Genomic DNA, 16,533 nt, shown 5'->3' with positions numbered 1-16,533 from the left:
GATGCTGCGGGACTGGTCGGCGACCTGCTGGAGGATGTCCTCGCCGTACAGGCCCTGGCTGCCGGTGAGGAACCAGATCTCCTGGGTGTCGTACAAGGTGGTGGTCGTTGTCGTCATGGTGAGGGACCTTTCAGATCGAGTTCGCGCGGATGCGGCGCAGCCGGTGCATGACCTCGTTGGCGCTACGGCCGAAGTAGTCGTGCAGCAGCCGGTATTCGGCGTAGAGCCGGTCGTAGGCGGCGGCCCGGTCGGGGTCGGGCAGGTAGACGGCGGGGCGGGCCTTGGCCATGGCCTGGGCGGCGGCCCGGATGTCGGGGTGCGCGCCGGCCGCGACCGCCGCGTGCATGGCCGCGCCGAGCGCGGGACCCTGGGCCGAGTCGATGACGCCGAGGGGGCGGCGGGTGACGTCGGCGTAGATCTGCATCAGCAGCGGGTTCTTCATCAGGCCGCCCGCGACGATGAGTTCGCTGACGGGGACCCCGGAGGTCTCGAAGGCCTCGATGATGGTCCGGGTGCCGAAGGCGGTGGCCTCCAGCAGTGCCCGGTAGACGTCCTCGGGGCGGGTGGAGAGGGTCAGCCCGACGACGACACCGCTCAGATCGTGGTCGACGAGCACGGAGCGGTTGCCGCTCTGCCAGTCCAGCGCGATCAGCCCGTGCTCGCCGACCCGCTGTCCCTCGGCCAGGGCGGTGAGGTGCTCGTGCGGATCGCGGCCGAGCGCGGCGGCCTCCTCTGCGTACGACGCGGGGAACGCGGTGCGCACGAACCAGCCGAAGATGTCGCCGACGCCGCTCTGTCCGGCCTCGTAGCCCCACAGTCCCGGCAGGATGCCGCCCTGGACGACTCCGCACATGCCCGGTACTTCGGCCCACTGGTCGCTGCTCATGACGTGGCAGGTGGAGGTGCCCATGATGGCGACCATGCGGCCCGGTTCCACGGCGGTGGCCGCGGGCGCGGTCACATGGGCGTCGACGTTCCCGACGCACACCGCGATGCCCTCGGGCAGTCCGGTCCAGGCCGCCGCTTCGGCCGTCAACCCACCGGCGCGGTCGCCGAGTTGGCCGATCGGCTGGTCCAGCTTGTCGCTGACGAAGCCCGCGAAGTCGGGGTTGAGCGCGGCGAGATAGTCGCCGGAGGGGTAACTGCCGTCCTGGAGCTGGCCCTTGTACCCGGCGGTGCACGCGTTGCGGACGTAGGAGCCGGACAGGCGCCAGACGATCCAGTCGGCGGCCTCGATCCACCGTTCGGTCAGTGCGTAGAGTTCGGGGTCCTCCTCCAGCAGTTGGAGGGCCTTGGCGAACTCCCACTCCGAGGAGATCTTCCCGCCGTAGCGCTTGAGCCAGGGCTCCTTGCGGGCTTCGGCGAGCGCGGTGACGCGGTCCGCCTGGGCCTGCGCGGCGTGGTGGCGCCACAGCTTGACGTAGGCGTGCGGGCGGCCGGCGAGTCCGGGGAGTTCGCACAGGGGGGTGCCGTCGGCGAGGACCGGCAGGACCGTGCACGCGGTGAAGTCCGTGCCGATTCCCACGACTTGCTCCGGTCGCACACCGGAGCGGGCCAGTGCCTCGGGTACGGCGATCCGCAGGACGTCGATGTAGTCGGACGGCACCTGGAGCGCCCAGTCGGGCGGCAGCGGGGTGCCGTCGGGCAGCTGCCGGTCCAGGACGGCGTGGGTGTACGGGTGCTCGGCGACGGCCAGTTCGGCGCCGTCCGAGACCCGGACCACCACGGCTCGCCCCGACAGCGTCCCGTAGTCGACTCCGATGACACATGCTTCCGGGTGCCCGGCCGTCTCGTCTCCGGCGTTCACCATCAGTCTCCTCCAATGTTCGACATATCGATCGACGTCCGACTCTCCGAAGATGGCTGGACTGCCGTACCGGGATCGGCGGCGCGGAACGCCGTACTAGCTGCGGCTCTTGCCGAAGTATCGGGCGCGGGCGCGGTCGAGCAGGATGGCGACGCCGAGGACCGCTCCCTGGACCACCTGTTGGTCGTACGGGCTGACCTTGAGCGCCAGCAGGCCGTTGGTGATGAACTCCAGCAGGATCGCGCCGGCCGCGATGCCGGCGATGCGGCCCTCACCGCCGGAGAGCGACATGCCGCCGACCACGGCGGCGGCGATGGCGGTCAGTTCCCAGCCCGCGCCGACGGACGGGTCGGCCACGTTCATGCGGCCGATCACCAGGACGCCGACGAGGCCGGCGAGCATGGCGCTCGCGACGTAGGTGGAGGAGATCCGGCGGGCGGTGGGAATGCCCGCGAGCCGGGCGGCCTCCTTGTTGCCGCCGACCGCGTAGATCTGGCGGCCCACGTAGGTGCGTTCCAGGACGAACCAGGCGACGACGGCCGCGCCGACGAAGAACAGCGCGGGGACCGGGACCTGGCCGATGTAGTACTGGCTCAGGTTGCTGAACATCGGGTCGAGGTTGTTGATGGGCGAGCCGCTGGTGATCGCGAGCGCGGTGCCCTGGGCCACCGTGTAGGTGACCAGGGTGATCACGAAGGGCGGCACGTTCAGCCGGGTGACCATGACGCCGTGCCAGAGGCCGACGCCACCGCAGATCACCAGCGTGAAGAGGATGGCGAGGGGCGCCGGCAGGCCCTCGTTGACGTTGAACCAGGCGGCGAGGATGCCGGCCAGACCCGCCAGCGCGCCCACCGACAGATCGATGCCACCGGTCAGGATGACCAGCGACTCGCCGATCGCCAGGATGCCGACCTGGGAGAGGTCGCGGCCCATCACCTGGAGATTGCCCACCGCGGTGTAGGTGTCGGCGTTGGCGGCTATCCCGACGAACACCAGCACGCAGGCGATGATGACGCCGGCCTCCGGGGAGGCGGCGAGCTTGCGGGCGAGGTTGGACACGGCCGGGCGCTGCTTCGGCGCGGCCTCCTCGGGTGCGAGCGTGCTCTGCGCGCTCATGCTGTCGCTCCGTTCGTGAGGTGTTCCTGGTCTGTGTCCCGGACGGGCTCCTCCGGCCCGGCCGGAGCCGTTCCGGCCGCGGCCGTCATGATGCGTTCCTTGGTGGCGTCGGCCCGGTCGATGACCGTGACCACCCGTCCGTGGTTCATCACCGCCACGCGGTGGCAGATCCACAGCAGTTCCTCCAGTTCGGAGGAGGCGACCACCAGGGCCATGCCCTGCTCGGCGGCCCGGTCGATCAGCTTGTAGATCTCCGCCTTCGCGCCGACGTCCACACCGCGGGTCGGTTCGTCGAGCAACAGCAGGCGCGGTTCGGCGGCGAACGCCCGCCCGAAGATGGCCCGTTGCTGGTTGCCGCCGGACAGGGAGCCGATCGGCTGCTCCACCGACTGCATCCGGACGTTGACGTTCTCGGTGATCTTCCGTGCCTCGGCGCGCTCGCGGCCCGGACCGAGCAGGCCGCGGGTGCTGATCCGTTTGAGGACCGAGACGACGACGTTCGCCCGGATCGACGCGAACAGCACGAGCGACTGCTCCTTGCGGTCCTCCGGGATCAGCGCGATCCCGGCCGCCACGCCGTCGCCCGCGCCGCGCGGCCGGTAGGACTCGCCGCCCAGCCGCATCCGGCCGCCCGTCGCGGGCTGTGCCCCCGCGATCGTGTGGACCAGGCGGCTGCGGCCGGAGCCCATCAGCCCGGCCACGCCCAGGATCTCCCCCTCGCGCACCTCCAGGTCGACCGGGCCGAGACCGTCCGCGGTCAGGCCCTCGACGTGGAGCAGCACCGGACTCGTCGCCGGCGGCGCCTTGGGCTCGCCCTGCGCGACCTCGCCGCCGACCATCTCGCGGATCAGCCGTTCCTCGGTGGCCTGGGCCGGTTCGAGGTCGGCGACCAGTCTGCCGTTGCGCAGGACCAGGATCCGGTCGCTGATCTCCCGCACCTCGTCCAGCCGGTGCCCGATGAAGAGCACCGTGCCGCCGCGGTCGGCGAGTTGGCGGGCCAGGCCGAGCACCATCCCGGCCTCGACCGGTCCCAGCGAGGAGGTCGGTTCGTCCAGGATCAGCAGCTTGGGCTCGCGGCCCCAGGCCTTGGCGATCTCGATCATCTGCCGGGTCGGCACCGGGAGGGTGCGCACCTCCCGGCTGACCGGAATCGTCTCGGCGGACAGGCCGATCTCCGCGAGCATCGCCTTCGCCTCGGCGCGCTGTGCGGCACCGTCGACCAGGACCCGCCGCCGCGACTTCCGCGGGCGGCGGCCCAGCAGCAGGTTCTCCGCCACCGAGAGCTGTCCGACGAGCGGGAACTCCTGGGAGACCATGGCGATACCGAGCTGTCCCGCGGCCTCGGTGGACCCGGCGGCGAGGGGTTCGCCGCCGATCAGGATCTCGCCGCCGTCCCGGTGGACGGATCCGGCGAGCGTGCCCATCAGGGTGGACTTACCGGCACCGTTCTCGCCGACCACACCGATCACCTGGCCCGCGTACAGGTCCAGTTCGGGCAGGTCGAGGACGCGCACCGGCCCGTAGGACTTGTGCACCCCCCGCAGCCGCGCCGTGACGGCGCGGCTGGGGATGTTCTCCGCGGCCGTCATGCTCAGCCGATCCCGAGCTGGGACTCAAGGGACTGGTACGCGCTCAGGTCGGACTTGGTGACCAGGCCCACGCCGGAGCTGAGGGTCGAACCGTCCTTCTCCAGATAGGGCTTGACCAGCGCCGTGGTCGCGGCCTTGCCGAGCACCTTCTCCGCGGCCAGGATGTACGCCCCGGTGTAGCCCTGCTGGTACGGCATCTGCACGACGGTTCCGGAGATCACGCCCGACTGGATGAACTTCAGGGTCTGGGCGTCGGAGTCGTCCGACACGATGTGCACCGAGGCCGTCTTGCCCGCCGAGGTGACCGCCTGGGCCAGGGCGGGTCCGTCGTAGGAGTAGACGCCGTACAGGCCGGTGACGTCGGGGTTGTTGGCGAGGATGGTCTCGGCGTCCGAAGTGGCGGTGCTGGCCTGGAGGTTGTCGTTGACCTTCTGGGCGACGGTGATCTTGGTGCCCTTGAGGGCGGCCTCGAAGCCCGCGATGCGCTGGGTGGCGTTCGACGCGGTGAGCGAGCCGACGAGGATCGCCACCTTGCCCTTGCTGCCGAGGACCTGCTTCATGGCGGTGCCCGCCTGGAAGCCGGCGGTGTAGTTCGGGGTGCCCAGGTAGAGCGAGGCGGCGTCGGTGCCGGGCAGCGGCGAGTCGATCGCGAGGACGCTGATGCCCTTCTGGACGTCGGTGTGGATGGTCCCCGCGGCCGAGGTCGGGTCGATCGCCGAGATCGAGTAGCCGGTGACGCCCTGCGAGCGCAGGGTCTCCAGCTCCGAGTTCTGCTCGGTCAACTTGCCGTTGGGCGGGGCGAAGTAGGTGCACTTGCTCTTGGCTATGCCGAGGTCGGAGCAGCCCTTGAGGAAGCCGACCTGGCCGGCCTTCCAGTAGTCGGCGGCCACGTTCACGACCATCGCGATGTCGACCTTGGACAGGTCCTTGCCGGCCAGCGCGGACTTCAGGGCCGCGTCGAGCTTGGCGAGGTTCGTCTGGTTGAAGGTGACCGAGCCGGCCAGCGCGACCGGGGCCGCGCTGGAGCCCGCCGACTTCGAGGCCGAGGTGCTTCCGGAGCTCTTGGAGCAGCCTGCCGCGGTGAGCGAGACGAGCACGACGGCGGCGACCGCCACGGTGCGGGACCTGCTGGTACGAATCATGGCTGATCAGTGCCCTTCTGAACATGTCGGGGTGGAGTGGGTCCCCACCCGCTTGCGGTGTGGGCGAATCGGGGTACGGCCGCGGTGACCGCTCCGGCTGTCGGGCATGGCGGGGTGCCGGAGGCGGGCAGGGCTGGTCGATGAGGGGTCGGACGGAGGGGCCCGGAGGCGAGTGGTCGGCCGCGGGCTCGGCGAGGCCGATCGTGCGGGGCCCGGTGGAGGCGGCGGCCCGTCGGGGTTGACGGAGCCTCAGGGTTGACGGGACGTCAGAGTTGACGGAGCGTCAGAAAGCTTGTGCCGACGGGACGGAGGACGGATCACGTCGCCGTCCTCGCGACCTGAACGGTCCGGGAGGAGGTGTTGTCCGGCGTACGGCACTCGCGCGGGACGGCACCCGGCTCATCGGGAACTCGCGGCCGGGCGGCCGGCGGTCACGCCGAGGGGACACGGACCATGGCATTTCCTCTTTTCTCTGGGCAGGGCCGCGGTACGGCCGGGGCGCCGGTCAGTGCCGGGGACGGGTCGCCGACGTACGCACCACAAGACTGGGTGGGATGACGATGTGAGGTTGCTCGTCGACCGTCGGCAGCCCCTTGTCGGAGCCGCCGACGATCTCGATCAGCGCGCGCAGGGCACGTCGGCCGAGTTCGTCGAAGTCCTGGCGGACGCTGGTCAGTGACGGGCCGAAGTACTCGGTCTCCGGCATGTCGTCGAACCCGACGACACTGATGTCCTCGGGCACCCGGTGCCCGGCCTGCTGCACGGCCCGCAGCAGCCCGAGGGCCAGGTGGTCGTTGGCGCAGAACACCGCCGTGACCTCGGGGTCGGCGGCGATCCGCCGGCCGAGTTCGAATCCGGTACGGGCCGTCCAGTCGGCGCCGCCCAACGGCTCGACCACGGGAGCGCCCCGCTTTTCCAGGGCGCCGCGCCAGCCCGCCTCGCGTTCCTGCGCGTCGAGCCAGGAGCGCGGCCCGACCAGGTGGTGCACGGTGCGGTGGCCGAGGTCGAGCAGATAGGAGGTGGCGAGTTCGGCCCCCGCCTCGTTGTCGACGGCGACCGAGGCCAGCCGGGCGTGGGTGCCGCAGCCGACCGCGAGCAGCGGTACGTCCGACGGCACGCTCGCCAGCGCCCCTACGGCCGCGGTCTGCGGCGCGATGACGATGATCCCCTCGACACCCTGGTCGCGCAGTCGGTCGACGGCGTCCAGCAGCGAACGCCGGTCGAGGGTGCCGACCGCGGCCACGGTGACGAAGTACTCGTGCTGTCTGGCCGCCTGCTCGATGCCGTAGAGCATGCAGGCCGGTCCGTACAGCGTGGTGTTGAAGCTGATCACACCCAGGGTGCGGGTGCGGCGGGTGGCCAGGTTGCGGGCGGCGGCGTTGGGGCGGTAGCCGAGTTCACGGACCGCGGCGAGGACCCGGTCGCGGGTGGCTGACCGTACGTTCGGGTGGTCGTTGAGGACCCGTGAGACGGTCTGGTGCGAGACGCCCGCGACCCGGGCCACGTCCGCCATCACCGGTGTGCGCTCCCCCTCCATGCTCCGCCTCCTCACCTGTCGTGGTGTTTCCGATGCGTTGCGCCCCCGGCCGGAACCGGTGCGCCGTGGAGAATTGTTAGCGCACACATTCCGACTCGGCAAGGCTGCCGACCACCCGGTTTCGGAGATTTCGGACAGCGTTGTCAGCACGGCGTGAACCGCTCCGACCTGCCAGTTCATGCCCGAAGACGGCCCGACTCCCCCGACCCGGTGGACCGTCCCCCACGAAATCGAGGGCATTCGTTTCCATACTCTTGACCGTCCGTCAGTGTTGACCGCCCATTCATCCCCGCGTAAAAAAGGCGGAGCCGCAAGAGCGGTGGATCACCGTCGGCCTTACCAGGTCGGCAGCCGTGCCCGAACCGAGTGACACCGGGCCGGCGGCACCCCCGTCCCCCCATGAAGCCCGGATGAGTGGCGGCATCCGGCCGGCTTGATTGTTAGCGCTCACATCGTGCTGTCCGGCGGACCGGCGAGACTCCGACCGGCGTCGACGCCCTGCCCGACGGCAACTCCCCCGGCGCGCATCTCTCCGCACACCGGGCGTCCCTCCGTGCCCGGCGCATGCCGCGCCGGGCCCGAGAAGAACGCGACACGGAAGAGGTACACAGTGACAGCAAGGCATCTGAGGGACCTCCGGCTCAGGGTGGTGGGCGCGGTCCTCGCACTGCTCGCCGGCATCCTGGTCGGGGCCATCGGCACCGCGGGCACGGCCCAGGCGGCCTCGTCCCTGCCGTGTGACATCTATGCCTCCGCCGGCACCCCCTGTGCGGCGGCGCACAGCACCACGCGAGCCCTCTACGCCTCCTACGACGGCGCCCTGTACCAGGTCAAGCGCGCCTCGGACTCCACCACCGCCGACATCGGCGTGCTGAGCACCGGGGGCTACGCGAACGCGGCGGCGCAGAACTCCTTCTGCTCCGGCACGACCTGCGTCATCACCAAGATCTACGACCAGAGCTCGAACCACAACGACCTCACCATCGAGGGCCCGGGCGGCAACGGCGGCCAGGACGTCGGTGCCATCGCCGACGCGTTGCCCGTCACGGTCGGCGGCCACGCGGCGTACGGCGTCTTCGTGTCCGCCGGTGTCGGCTACCGCGACAACAGCACCACGGGCATCGCCACCGGCAGTTCCCCCGAGGGCGCGTACATGGTGACCAGCGGCCATCACGTGAACAACCGCTGCTGCTTCGACTACGGCAACGCCGAGACCTCCGGCGACGACACCGGCAACGGCCACATGGACGCGATCAACTTCGGTACGGAGTGCTGGTTCTCGTGCACCGGCTCCGGCCCCTGGGTCGAAGCGGACCTGGAGAACGGACTGTTCTTCGGGGCGAACGGCTCCTACTCCGGCAACACCGGCATCTCCAGCGAGTACGTCACCGCCATGGAGAAGAACAACGGCACGACGACCTACGCCATCAAGGGCGGCAACGCCCAGTCGGGTTCACTGAGCACCTTCTACAACGGGGCCCTGCCCACCACCAGCGGTTACGCCCCGATGCAGAAGGAGGGCGCGATCGTCCTCGGCACCGGCGGTGACAACAGCAACGGGTCCGACGGCTCCTTCTTCGAGGGCGTCATGACCTCCGGCTACCCGACCGACGCCACGGACAACGCCGTTCAGGCCAACGTCACTTCCGTCGGCTACACCACCCCGACCGCGTCCTTCCCCGTCGCCGGCACCGCCTACCGGCTGACCAACGTCAACAGCGGCAAGGTCCTGGACGCGGTCAACTGCGGTACGGCCAACGGCACTTCGATCGACCAGTGGGCCTCGCTCGGCAACACCTGCCAGCAGTGGAAGTTCAGCAGCGCGGGCAACGGCCACTACACCATCACCAACGTCAACAGCGGCACGGTCCTGGACACCGTCAACTGCGAGGCGTACAACGGCGCCGCCATCGACCTGTGGGCCGCGCTGGGCAACCTCTGCCAGGAATGGGACGTCACGCACGTCGGCAGTCACTACACGATCACCAACGTCGGCAACGGCGAGGCGCTCGACGTGAAGAACTGCGGAACCGCCAACGGGACCGTGGTCCGTGAGTGGCAGCAGCTCGACAACACCTGCCAGCAGTGGAACATCGCCACCTGAGCGACCACCCGATCCACCGACGGACCGCCGGTCTCCCCGCCGGCGGTCCGTCCCCGGGTGCCATCGACGCACCGGCGTCGGAGCCGCCGCCTTCCCCGAAGGGGCACCCGCTTCCCCAGTTCGGCGCCCCGCCACACCCGCACTCGCCCGATCGAACCATCTCGCAAAGGAACTCCCCCATGCCTCCAGAAGCCGGGCCGTCCCGCAGAACCGTCCTCACCGCCCTCGGCGTCGCACCCCTCGCCGGCACCCTCGCCACCGCCGCTCCGGCGTGGGCCGCCGAACGCTCCGGCACCGCGACGGCCGCCGCCGTGACCCTGCCGGCCTCGGCCGCGCACTGGGCCTTCGACGAGGGCTCCGGCACCTCCGCCGCCGACTCGTCCGGCAACGCCCACACCGCCGCCCTCCAGGGCGCGGCCACCTGGGACACCGGCAAGATCGGCGCCCACAGCCTGAGCCTCACCGCGGGCGGCAATGCCGCGGCGACCGGTCCCGCGCTCGACACGTCCCAGGCGTTCTCGGTGGCCGCCTGGGTCAACCTCGCCCAACTGGGCGGCTACCAGACCGCCGTGAGCATCGACGGCAAGGTCGTCAGCGCCTTCTACCTCGGGCTGCGCGACGACACCGGCACCTTCGCCTTCGCCCGGCTCGCCTCGGACGCCACCCAGGGCGCCGCCGTGGCAGCCGCCGCCTCCGCGCCCACGACCGGTACCTGGACCCATCTGGTCGGCGTCAGCGACGCGTCGGCCGGGGTGACCCGCCTCTATGTCAACGGCGTGCTGGAGGGCGAGGCCGCCTACACCGCAGGCTGGGCGGGCACCGGCGACACCGCCATCGGCCGCGCGCTCTACGGCGGCGGGCACGTCGACCAGTGGCACGGCCTGATCGACGACGTGTGGCTGTTCCCCGCCGCCCTCACCTCCGACCAGGTCGCGACGCTCGCCGGAGTGCCGGTGGAGTCCACGACACCGCTGCTGAGCGTGGACGTCGCCAACCCGGCGCACGCGGTGTCCCCCATCCTTCCCGGCCTGATGTTCGAGGACATCAACCACTCCGGTGAGGGCGGCATCTACGCCGAACTGGTGCAGAACCGCTCGATGATGGCCAGCGACACCTCGGCCGACCACTGGTCCGCGGTCGGTGGGACGACCCTCGCACTCGACACGAGCACGCCCCTCAACGACGCCCTCACACGTTCCCTCAAGGTCGTCCTGCCGACCGGCACCGGCGCTGGCCACCGGGCCGGAGTGTCCAACGACGGCTTCTGGGGCATACCGGTACGCCCCCGAACCACCTACACCGCCCGCCTCTTCGCCAAGGCGTCACGGCGTGTCGGCCCGCTCACGGTGACCGTCGAGTCGGCGGACGGCTCGACGGTGTACGCCTCCGCCCGGCTCCACCACGTCGGTACGGCGTTCCCGGACCGCCCCTTCGAACTCACCCTGCGCACCGGTCCGCGCACCCCGGTGGACGGCGACGCGCGGCTGACCGTCACGACCGACGACCCCGCGGCCTCGGGCGAGACCCTCTGGCTCCAGTACGTCTCCCTCTTCCCGCCCACCTACAACGACCGCCCCAACGGCCTGCGCGTCGACCTGATGGAGAAACTGGTCGCCCTGAAACCGAAGTTCCTGCGCTTCCCCGGCGGCAACTTCCTTGAGGGCAACACCATCGCGACACGCTTCAACTGGAAGAACACCATCGGCCCGGCCTGGGAGCGCCCCGGCCACATGGACGACGCCTGGGGCTACTGGTCCACGGACGGGCTCGGCCTCCTCGAATACCTGCACTGGGTGGAGGACATGCGCGCCCAGCCGGTCCTGGCCGTCTTCGCCGGCTACACGCTGAAGGGCGAACACGTCACCGGCGACGCGCTCACGCCGTACGTCCAGGACGCGCTGGACGAGATCGAGTACGTCACCGGTCCGGTCACCAGCACCTGGGGCGCGAAGCGCGCGGCCGACGGACACCCGAAGCCGTTCCCGCTGGAGTTCGTGGAGATCGGCAACGAGGACTGGTTCGACTCCTCCGGGTCCTACGACCAGCGGTTCACGGCCTTCCACGACGCGATCAAGGCGAAGTACCCGCACCTCAAGCTGATCGCCACGACCACGGTGACGAGCCGCACGCCGGATCTGATCGACGAGCACTACTACCTCGCGCCGTCCGCCGCCCAGGCCGCCACCCACAAGTACGACAACCGGGACCGCGCGTCGACGAAGGTCTTCGTCGGCGAGTGGGCCGCGCAGGAGGGCCGCCCCACTCCCGACCTCAACGCGGCGCTGGGCGACGCCTCTTGGCTGGCCGGGCTGATCCGCAACTCCGACCAGGTCCTCATGGAGTGCTACGCGCCGCTGTTCTCCCACGTCAAGAACAACGTCTGGGCGACCAACCTGATCGCCTACGACAACCTCACCAGCTATGTCTCCCCCAGCTACTGGGCGCAGCAGATGCTGACGAGCAGGCTGGGCGAGACGGTGCTGCCGGCCACCACCCGCGCCCTTCCCGGCCTCGCCACCGTGGCCACCCGTTCCGGGAAGCGCCTCTACCTCGCGGTCGTCAACTACGGGACGGAGAAGCTGGATGTCCCGGTCGAGCTGAAGGGGCTGGTCAAGGGAGTCAGGCGGCAGGCCACCGCCACCGTCCTGACGGGGCCCTCGGCGACAACCACCAACACGCTGGCCGACCCCACCGTGCTCGTGCCCAGGTCCAGCACGGTGAGCGGTGCCGGGGCGACCTTCACCAGCACGCTGCCGCCGCTCTCCGTCACGGTCCTGGAACTCACGCTGACCTGACACCGGCCGATGCTCACGACGCGCCCCGCCTGTCCGCTCACGGCAGGCGGGGCGCGTCGACGGCCACCGGTACCTGCGTGCCGGTCAGCGCACCCAGGTGTCGGTGAGGTTCCGGACGGCGGAGCCGTCGAGGTCGGCGAGGCTCGTGGCGACGAAGTCGCGGGCCCACTGGGAGGTCTGGATGCGGAAGGGCGGCCGGGCGACGGTCAGTGCCTCGATGATCGGGGCGGCTGCCTCGGCCGGGGTCTGGGCGTTGCCGAACGACCGCTGGGTGCGGGCGATGTACGCCTCCAGCGCCGGGGCGTAGGGACCGGCGGCGGCAAGCATCGCCGGGAGGTCGAGGCCGAGATTGGCGACGAACTCGCTGGCCACCGCTCCCGGTTCGACGACGCAGACATCGACACCGAGGGTGGCGGCGACCGGCGCGAGGGACTGCATGAAGCCCTCGACGGCGAACTTGGCCGCGCAGTAGGCCTCGTTGAAGGGCTGGCCGACGGCGCCGCCGACGCTGCTGACGGTGATCACCCGGCCCTGCGAGGCGCGCAGGTGCGGCATCGCGGCCCGGGTCGCCGTCACCACGCCGAAGAAGTTGACCTCCATGGCCGCGCGGACGTCGTCGACGCTGCTCTGCTCGACGGTGCCGATCTGCGCGGCGCCCGCGTTGTTGACCAGTGCGTCCAGGCGGCCGTGCTCGGCGACGACCTCGTCCAGACAGGCGGTGACACCGACCGGGTCGGTGACGTCCAGGCGCTTGACCTGGACCAGGTCCGCGACGCCCGCCTCGACGGCGGCCTTGTGCAGGGCCTCGGCCTTGCCGGTGTCGCGCATGGTGGCGATGGTCGTCCAGCCCTCCCGGGCGGTGCCGATGGCCGTGGCCAGGCCGATGCCGGAGGACGTACCGGTGATCAGAACCGTCTTCGGGGAACTCATGCGGGTTTTCCTTGCCTGAGGAGTGAGGAGTGAGGACTGAGGGGTGGGCAGTGAGGAGTGGCGGCGCGCGGCGGGCCGACAGTCATAACCGGGGAGTTCTCCGGTTACCCGTCAAGGTAAACGGGGAACTCCCCGGTTGTCCAGTTAGACTGGCCTCCTCGACAAAGGGAGCAGCCTTGACCAGCAAGCCGGGCCCACTGCGCGCCGACGCCCGCCGCAACCGTGAACGCATCCTCGAAGTGGCCGTGCGCGCGTTCTCCGAACAGGGCCCGGACGTCGCGATCGACACGATCGCCAAGGCCGCCGGGGTCGGCTCGGCCACGCTCTACCGTCACTTCCCCACCCGCGAGGCACTGGTCGAGGCGGCCTACCGCAACGAGCTGGTCCGCGTCTGCGACAGCGCCGCGCAACTGCTCTCCGACCACGCGCCGGACCAGGCGCTCCGCCTGTGGATGGACCGCTTCATCGACTACTTGGCCGCCAAGCAGGGCATGGCGGACGCGTTGCGGGCCGTGGTCGCGTCCGGCGCGGACCCCTTCGCCGAGACCCTGGACAGACTCGGCACCGCAATCGGCACCCTGCTGCGCGCCGGCGCGGACGCCGGTCTCCTGCGCCCGGACGTCGACCCCTTCGACGTCGGCTTCACCCTGGCCGGCGTCGCCCTGATCACCAGCGCCCCCGGCCAACGCGAACGGGCCGGCCGCCTCCTCGACCTGCTCCTCGACGGCCTGCGGTACGGAGCACACGAGCCGGTGTCACCCTCGTGACCCCGCTCCGGCACCCGTCCACAGCCACGCGACGGCCGTGCCCCGAGGGCGGTCGTCAGTAGCGGTCGCAGGTCTGGCGCAGGTAGCCGTCCTGACCGGCCGGGGTGACGTCGAGATCCCGCCTCACGATGCTGATCCGGTCACCCCAGCCCGCGCAGGCCTTCTTCATGCCGTTCTCGGTGTACTCCACGACGATGACGTGGTCGCCGAACGCGTCGACGTAGGACCCGCATTCGTCGTACTGCCCGCACTCCTCGACCACCGCGAAATCGAGGCCGACCCGCTTGCGGTCCTTGGCGAGTTCGAGGGTGTTCTTCTGCGCGACGGCGAGGTGCCGGGCGTGCGCGTGCCGGGCGAGCAGGGTCTGGAAGGCCTCGGCGTCGGCCGCGGTGAGCAGTCCGTGCGGGGCGCGGGTGTAGCTGTCGTAGTTGTCCGGCTCGACGGCGTCGAATCCCTTGTCGGCGCACGAGTCGATCCAGTCGTCGACCTTCTCCGCGATCCGTGCGCGCTTGGCGGGGCTGCCGATGTCGAGCATCGCCTCGCCCCAGTCCTTGTCCATGACGACCTTGCCGGAGCGGTCCCGGAGCAGGAGGTCGGCGTCCCAGTCCCCCGTCGCGTCGGGCTGGGCCTGGAACGCGTTGACGTAGCAGATGTTGTACATGCCCGGGGCGGGCGAGGCCGTGTGGTCGCGGGAGACGACGGAGACGCCCTTCGGCGGGGTGTAGGCGCCGCCGAGCTGGTAGTCGACGCCGGCGTGGACGGGTGGTGTGGACACCTGCGCCGTCCGGGCCTTCGGCGAGGTGTCGGTGTCGTTCGCGGTGTCCGTGCCGGTGGCGGAGCAGGCGACGGCGGTGACGGCCGTCGCGACGAGGACGGCGGAAAGGGGCACGGTGACGCGGGACTTGCGCATGACGGTCTGCCTCTGGATGCGAGAGCATGCCCCGCCTCGGACATGCCGGATCCTGGCGACTGGGGCCGGACTGACGGCTCGAAGGCTCGGGTTACCGGCTGGGAATGCCTTGGTTGTACGGACCGTGGGGGGTGTCGGGTGGCCCGCTGCCGCGACGATACCAAAGCGCTCCCGACCGCCTCGCGCCCCACCGGGGGAAGAGGCGGCCCTAGGCGCGCTGGTCGCCCGCGACGCGTCGGTGCAACCCCCCGCGCCTCCTCAACTGCCGTGGGTCGAGGTGCTGCGGTAGTCGGTGTACGTGTAGGGGTTGTCGAGGACCTTCGTCTCGGGGACGTCCGGGTTCATGCCCTTGGCCCAGGCCTCCTCGCCCATCGTGGCCCGCAGGTGGTCCACGGTCTGCTCGACGGTGCGCCGCACCGCGGCCAGGTCGGTGTCGAGCAGACGGTGCTCGTGCTTGACCACGCGACCGTCGACGACGACGGTGTGGACGTCGCCGCGCTGGGCCTGGAAGGCCACATGGCCGTACGGGTTGAGCAGCGGGAAGGAGACCGGCGAGTGGTCGTTCTTCAGCAGGACGAGGTCGGCCTTCTTGCCCTCCTCGATACTGCCCAGGTCGTGTTCACGGCCAAGTGCCCTTGCTCCGCCGCGAGTTGCCCACTCCACCACCTGTTCGGCGCGCAGCGCGCAGTGGGTGACGGTCTCGCCCTCCGCGTGGGCTTCCAGGTGTTCGCGGGCACGGTCGGCGCCGAGGGTGGTGCGCATGGCGGAGAAGAGGTCGCCGCTCCACCACACGCTGGTGTCCATCGAGAGGGAGACGGGGATGTCGTGGGAGCGGAGCGCCCAGGTCGTGGGGTAGCCCTGGCCGGCGCTCTGCTCGCTCTCCGTGGACACCGAGACCGAGCCGCCGGTGGCAGCGATGCGCTGGTAGGAGTCGGCGGACAGGGTGGAGGCGTGGACGTAGACCGTCTCGGGGGTCATGAATCCGTGCTCGTGCATGAGCCGGATGCCGTCGTCGTTGGTGGCGCCCCAGACGCCCGCGTGGGTGGTGACGGCGACGCCGAGTTCGCGGGCGGCCTCGAAGGCGGGCTTCTCGGGGAAGGCGGGGTCGCCGGTGACGTCGAAGGCGAGTTGGAAGCCGAGCATGTCGTCGCCGGTGATGCGGCGGCGCACGAAGTCGCGGAACTGCGGTGCCGCGGTCCATTCCGCCGGCGCCTGCTGGATGTTGCCGTAGGCGAGGACGAACCGGCCGGGCACCGACCGCAGCGCGTCCACCGCGGCGTCCGCGTGGTCGACGCTCTGTAGTCCGTGCGACCAGTCGACGACCGTGGTCACCCCGGCGTCCAGCGCCTCCACGGCGGCCAGCAGGTTGCCGGCGTGCACGTCCTCGGGCCGGAAGGACCTGCCGTGTTCGAGGTAGTACCAGACGAAGTACTGGGTCAGGGTCCAGTCGGCGCCGTAGCCGCGCATCGCCGTCTGCCACATGTGCCGGTGCGTGTCGATCATGCCGGGCATCACGATGCCGCCGGTCGCGTCGATCTCCGCGGTGCCCTCCGGCACGGCCAGCCGCGGGCCGACCGCGGTGATCCGGTCGCCCGTCACGAGCACGTCGGTGTCGCTCAGCACCCGCCGGGCACGGTCCATGGGCAGGACGGTGCCGCCGCGCAGGACTACGGGTCGCCCCGCCTGGAATGGGGTGGACTGGCTCATCACTGACTCTCCCACTCGACATCGGACGACTGTCCGTATGGCGGCTCTCGCTTGGTGACCGATCGTCGTCAGGGTGCTGTCCGGTGTCAATACTCCGTGGTTTCCGAATTCCGACCGGCAAGGTCACCA

The 16,533-nt window shown here is 70.6% G+C and carries 11 protein-coding genes; 3 read left to right on the top strand and 8 right to left on the bottom strand.

What is annotated here, in order from left to right; translation table 11 throughout:
• Positions 1-130 precede the first annotated feature (130 nt).
• The 5 genes from araB to ACIQPR_RS26135 all read right to left on the bottom strand — a co-directional run bounded on the left by araB (position 131) and on the right by ACIQPR_RS26135 (position 7,191).
• Entirely contained in the window at positions 131-1,810 is a 1,680-nt protein-coding gene (gene araB, locus ACIQPR_RS26155; protein WP_403652652.1) for a ribulokinase, read from the bottom strand.
• Between the two features lie 93 nt (positions 1,811-1,903).
• Positions 1,904-2,923 (bottom strand): ABC transporter permease, encoded by a 1,020-nt coding sequence (locus ACIQPR_RS26150; protein ID WP_403652649.1) that lies wholly within the window; start codon positions 2,921-2,923, stop codon positions 1,904-1,906.
• Positions 2,920-4,512, bottom strand: coding sequence for a sugar ABC transporter ATP-binding protein (locus tag ACIQPR_RS26145; RefSeq protein WP_403652646.1), 1,593 nt, complete (start codon positions 4,510-4,512; stop codon positions 2,920-2,922). The genes ACIQPR_RS26150 and ACIQPR_RS26145 overlap by 4 nt, the downstream gene beginning before the upstream one ends.
• A 2-nt stretch (positions 4,513-4,514) precedes the next feature.
• Positions 4,515-5,654 (bottom strand): substrate-binding domain-containing protein, encoded by a 1,140-nt coding sequence (locus ACIQPR_RS26140; protein ID WP_403652644.1) that lies wholly within the window; start codon positions 5,652-5,654, stop codon positions 4,515-4,517.
• 505 nt (positions 5,655-6,159) lie between these two features.
• Positions 6,160-7,191, bottom strand: a complete 1,032-nt coding sequence (locus ACIQPR_RS26135) for a LacI family DNA-binding transcriptional regulator (protein WP_403652641.1) — start codon at positions 7,189-7,191, stop codon at positions 6,160-6,162.
• A gap of 610 nt (positions 7,192-7,801) precedes the next feature.
• Between ACIQPR_RS26135 and ACIQPR_RS26130 the strand changes: the two genes are divergently transcribed.
• Positions 7,802-9,295 carry an arabinofuranosidase catalytic domain-containing protein gene (locus tag ACIQPR_RS26130; protein WP_403652638.1) on the top strand — a complete coding sequence of 498 codons (1,494 nt, stop codon included), beginning with the start codon at positions 7,802-7,804 and terminating at the stop codon, positions 9,293-9,295.
• A 179-nt stretch (positions 9,296-9,474) separates the two neighbouring features.
• On the top strand, positions 9,475-12,090 hold the full coding sequence (locus tag ACIQPR_RS26125) for a LamG-like jellyroll fold domain-containing protein (RefSeq protein WP_403652635.1): 2,616 nt from the start codon (positions 9,475-9,477) through the stop codon (positions 12,088-12,090).
• 84 nt (positions 12,091-12,174) lie between these two features.
• Here ACIQPR_RS26125 and ACIQPR_RS26120 read toward each other — a convergent pair whose 3' ends face one another.
• A complete protein-coding gene (locus ACIQPR_RS26120; RefSeq protein WP_403652632.1) occupies positions 12,175-13,020 on the bottom strand; it encodes an SDR family NAD(P)-dependent oxidoreductase in 846 nt (281 codons plus the stop codon).
• A gap of 176 nt (positions 13,021-13,196) precedes the next feature.
• On the opposite strand from ACIQPR_RS26120, the gene ACIQPR_RS26115 reads away from it, so the two are divergent.
• Entirely contained in the window at positions 13,197-13,787 is a 591-nt protein-coding gene (locus ACIQPR_RS26115; protein WP_403652629.1) for a TetR/AcrR family transcriptional regulator, read from the top strand.
• A gap of 55 nt (positions 13,788-13,842) precedes the next feature.
• Here ACIQPR_RS26115 and ACIQPR_RS26110 read toward each other — a convergent pair whose 3' ends face one another.
• Both ACIQPR_RS26110 and ACIQPR_RS26105 read right to left on the bottom strand, forming a co-directional pair.
• Complete coding sequence (locus ACIQPR_RS26110) at positions 13,843-14,697, bottom strand: endo alpha-1,4 polygalactosaminidase (protein ID WP_403652626.1); 855 nt, start codon at positions 14,695-14,697, stop codon at positions 13,843-13,845.
• A 258-nt stretch (positions 14,698-14,955) separates the two neighbouring features.
• On the bottom strand, positions 14,956-16,404 hold the full coding sequence (locus ACIQPR_RS26105) for an amidohydrolase family protein (RefSeq protein ID WP_403652623.1): 1,449 nt from the start codon (positions 16,402-16,404) through the stop codon (positions 14,956-14,958).
• Positions 16,405-16,533: the final 129 nt, after the last annotated feature.

Source organism: Streptomyces sp. NPDC091280, from assembly GCF_044768565.1.
Classification (GTDB): domain Bacteria; phylum Actinomycetota; class Actinomycetes; order Streptomycetales; family Streptomycetaceae; genus Streptomyces.
This window is presented reverse-complemented; position numbering and strand designations above follow the sequence as displayed.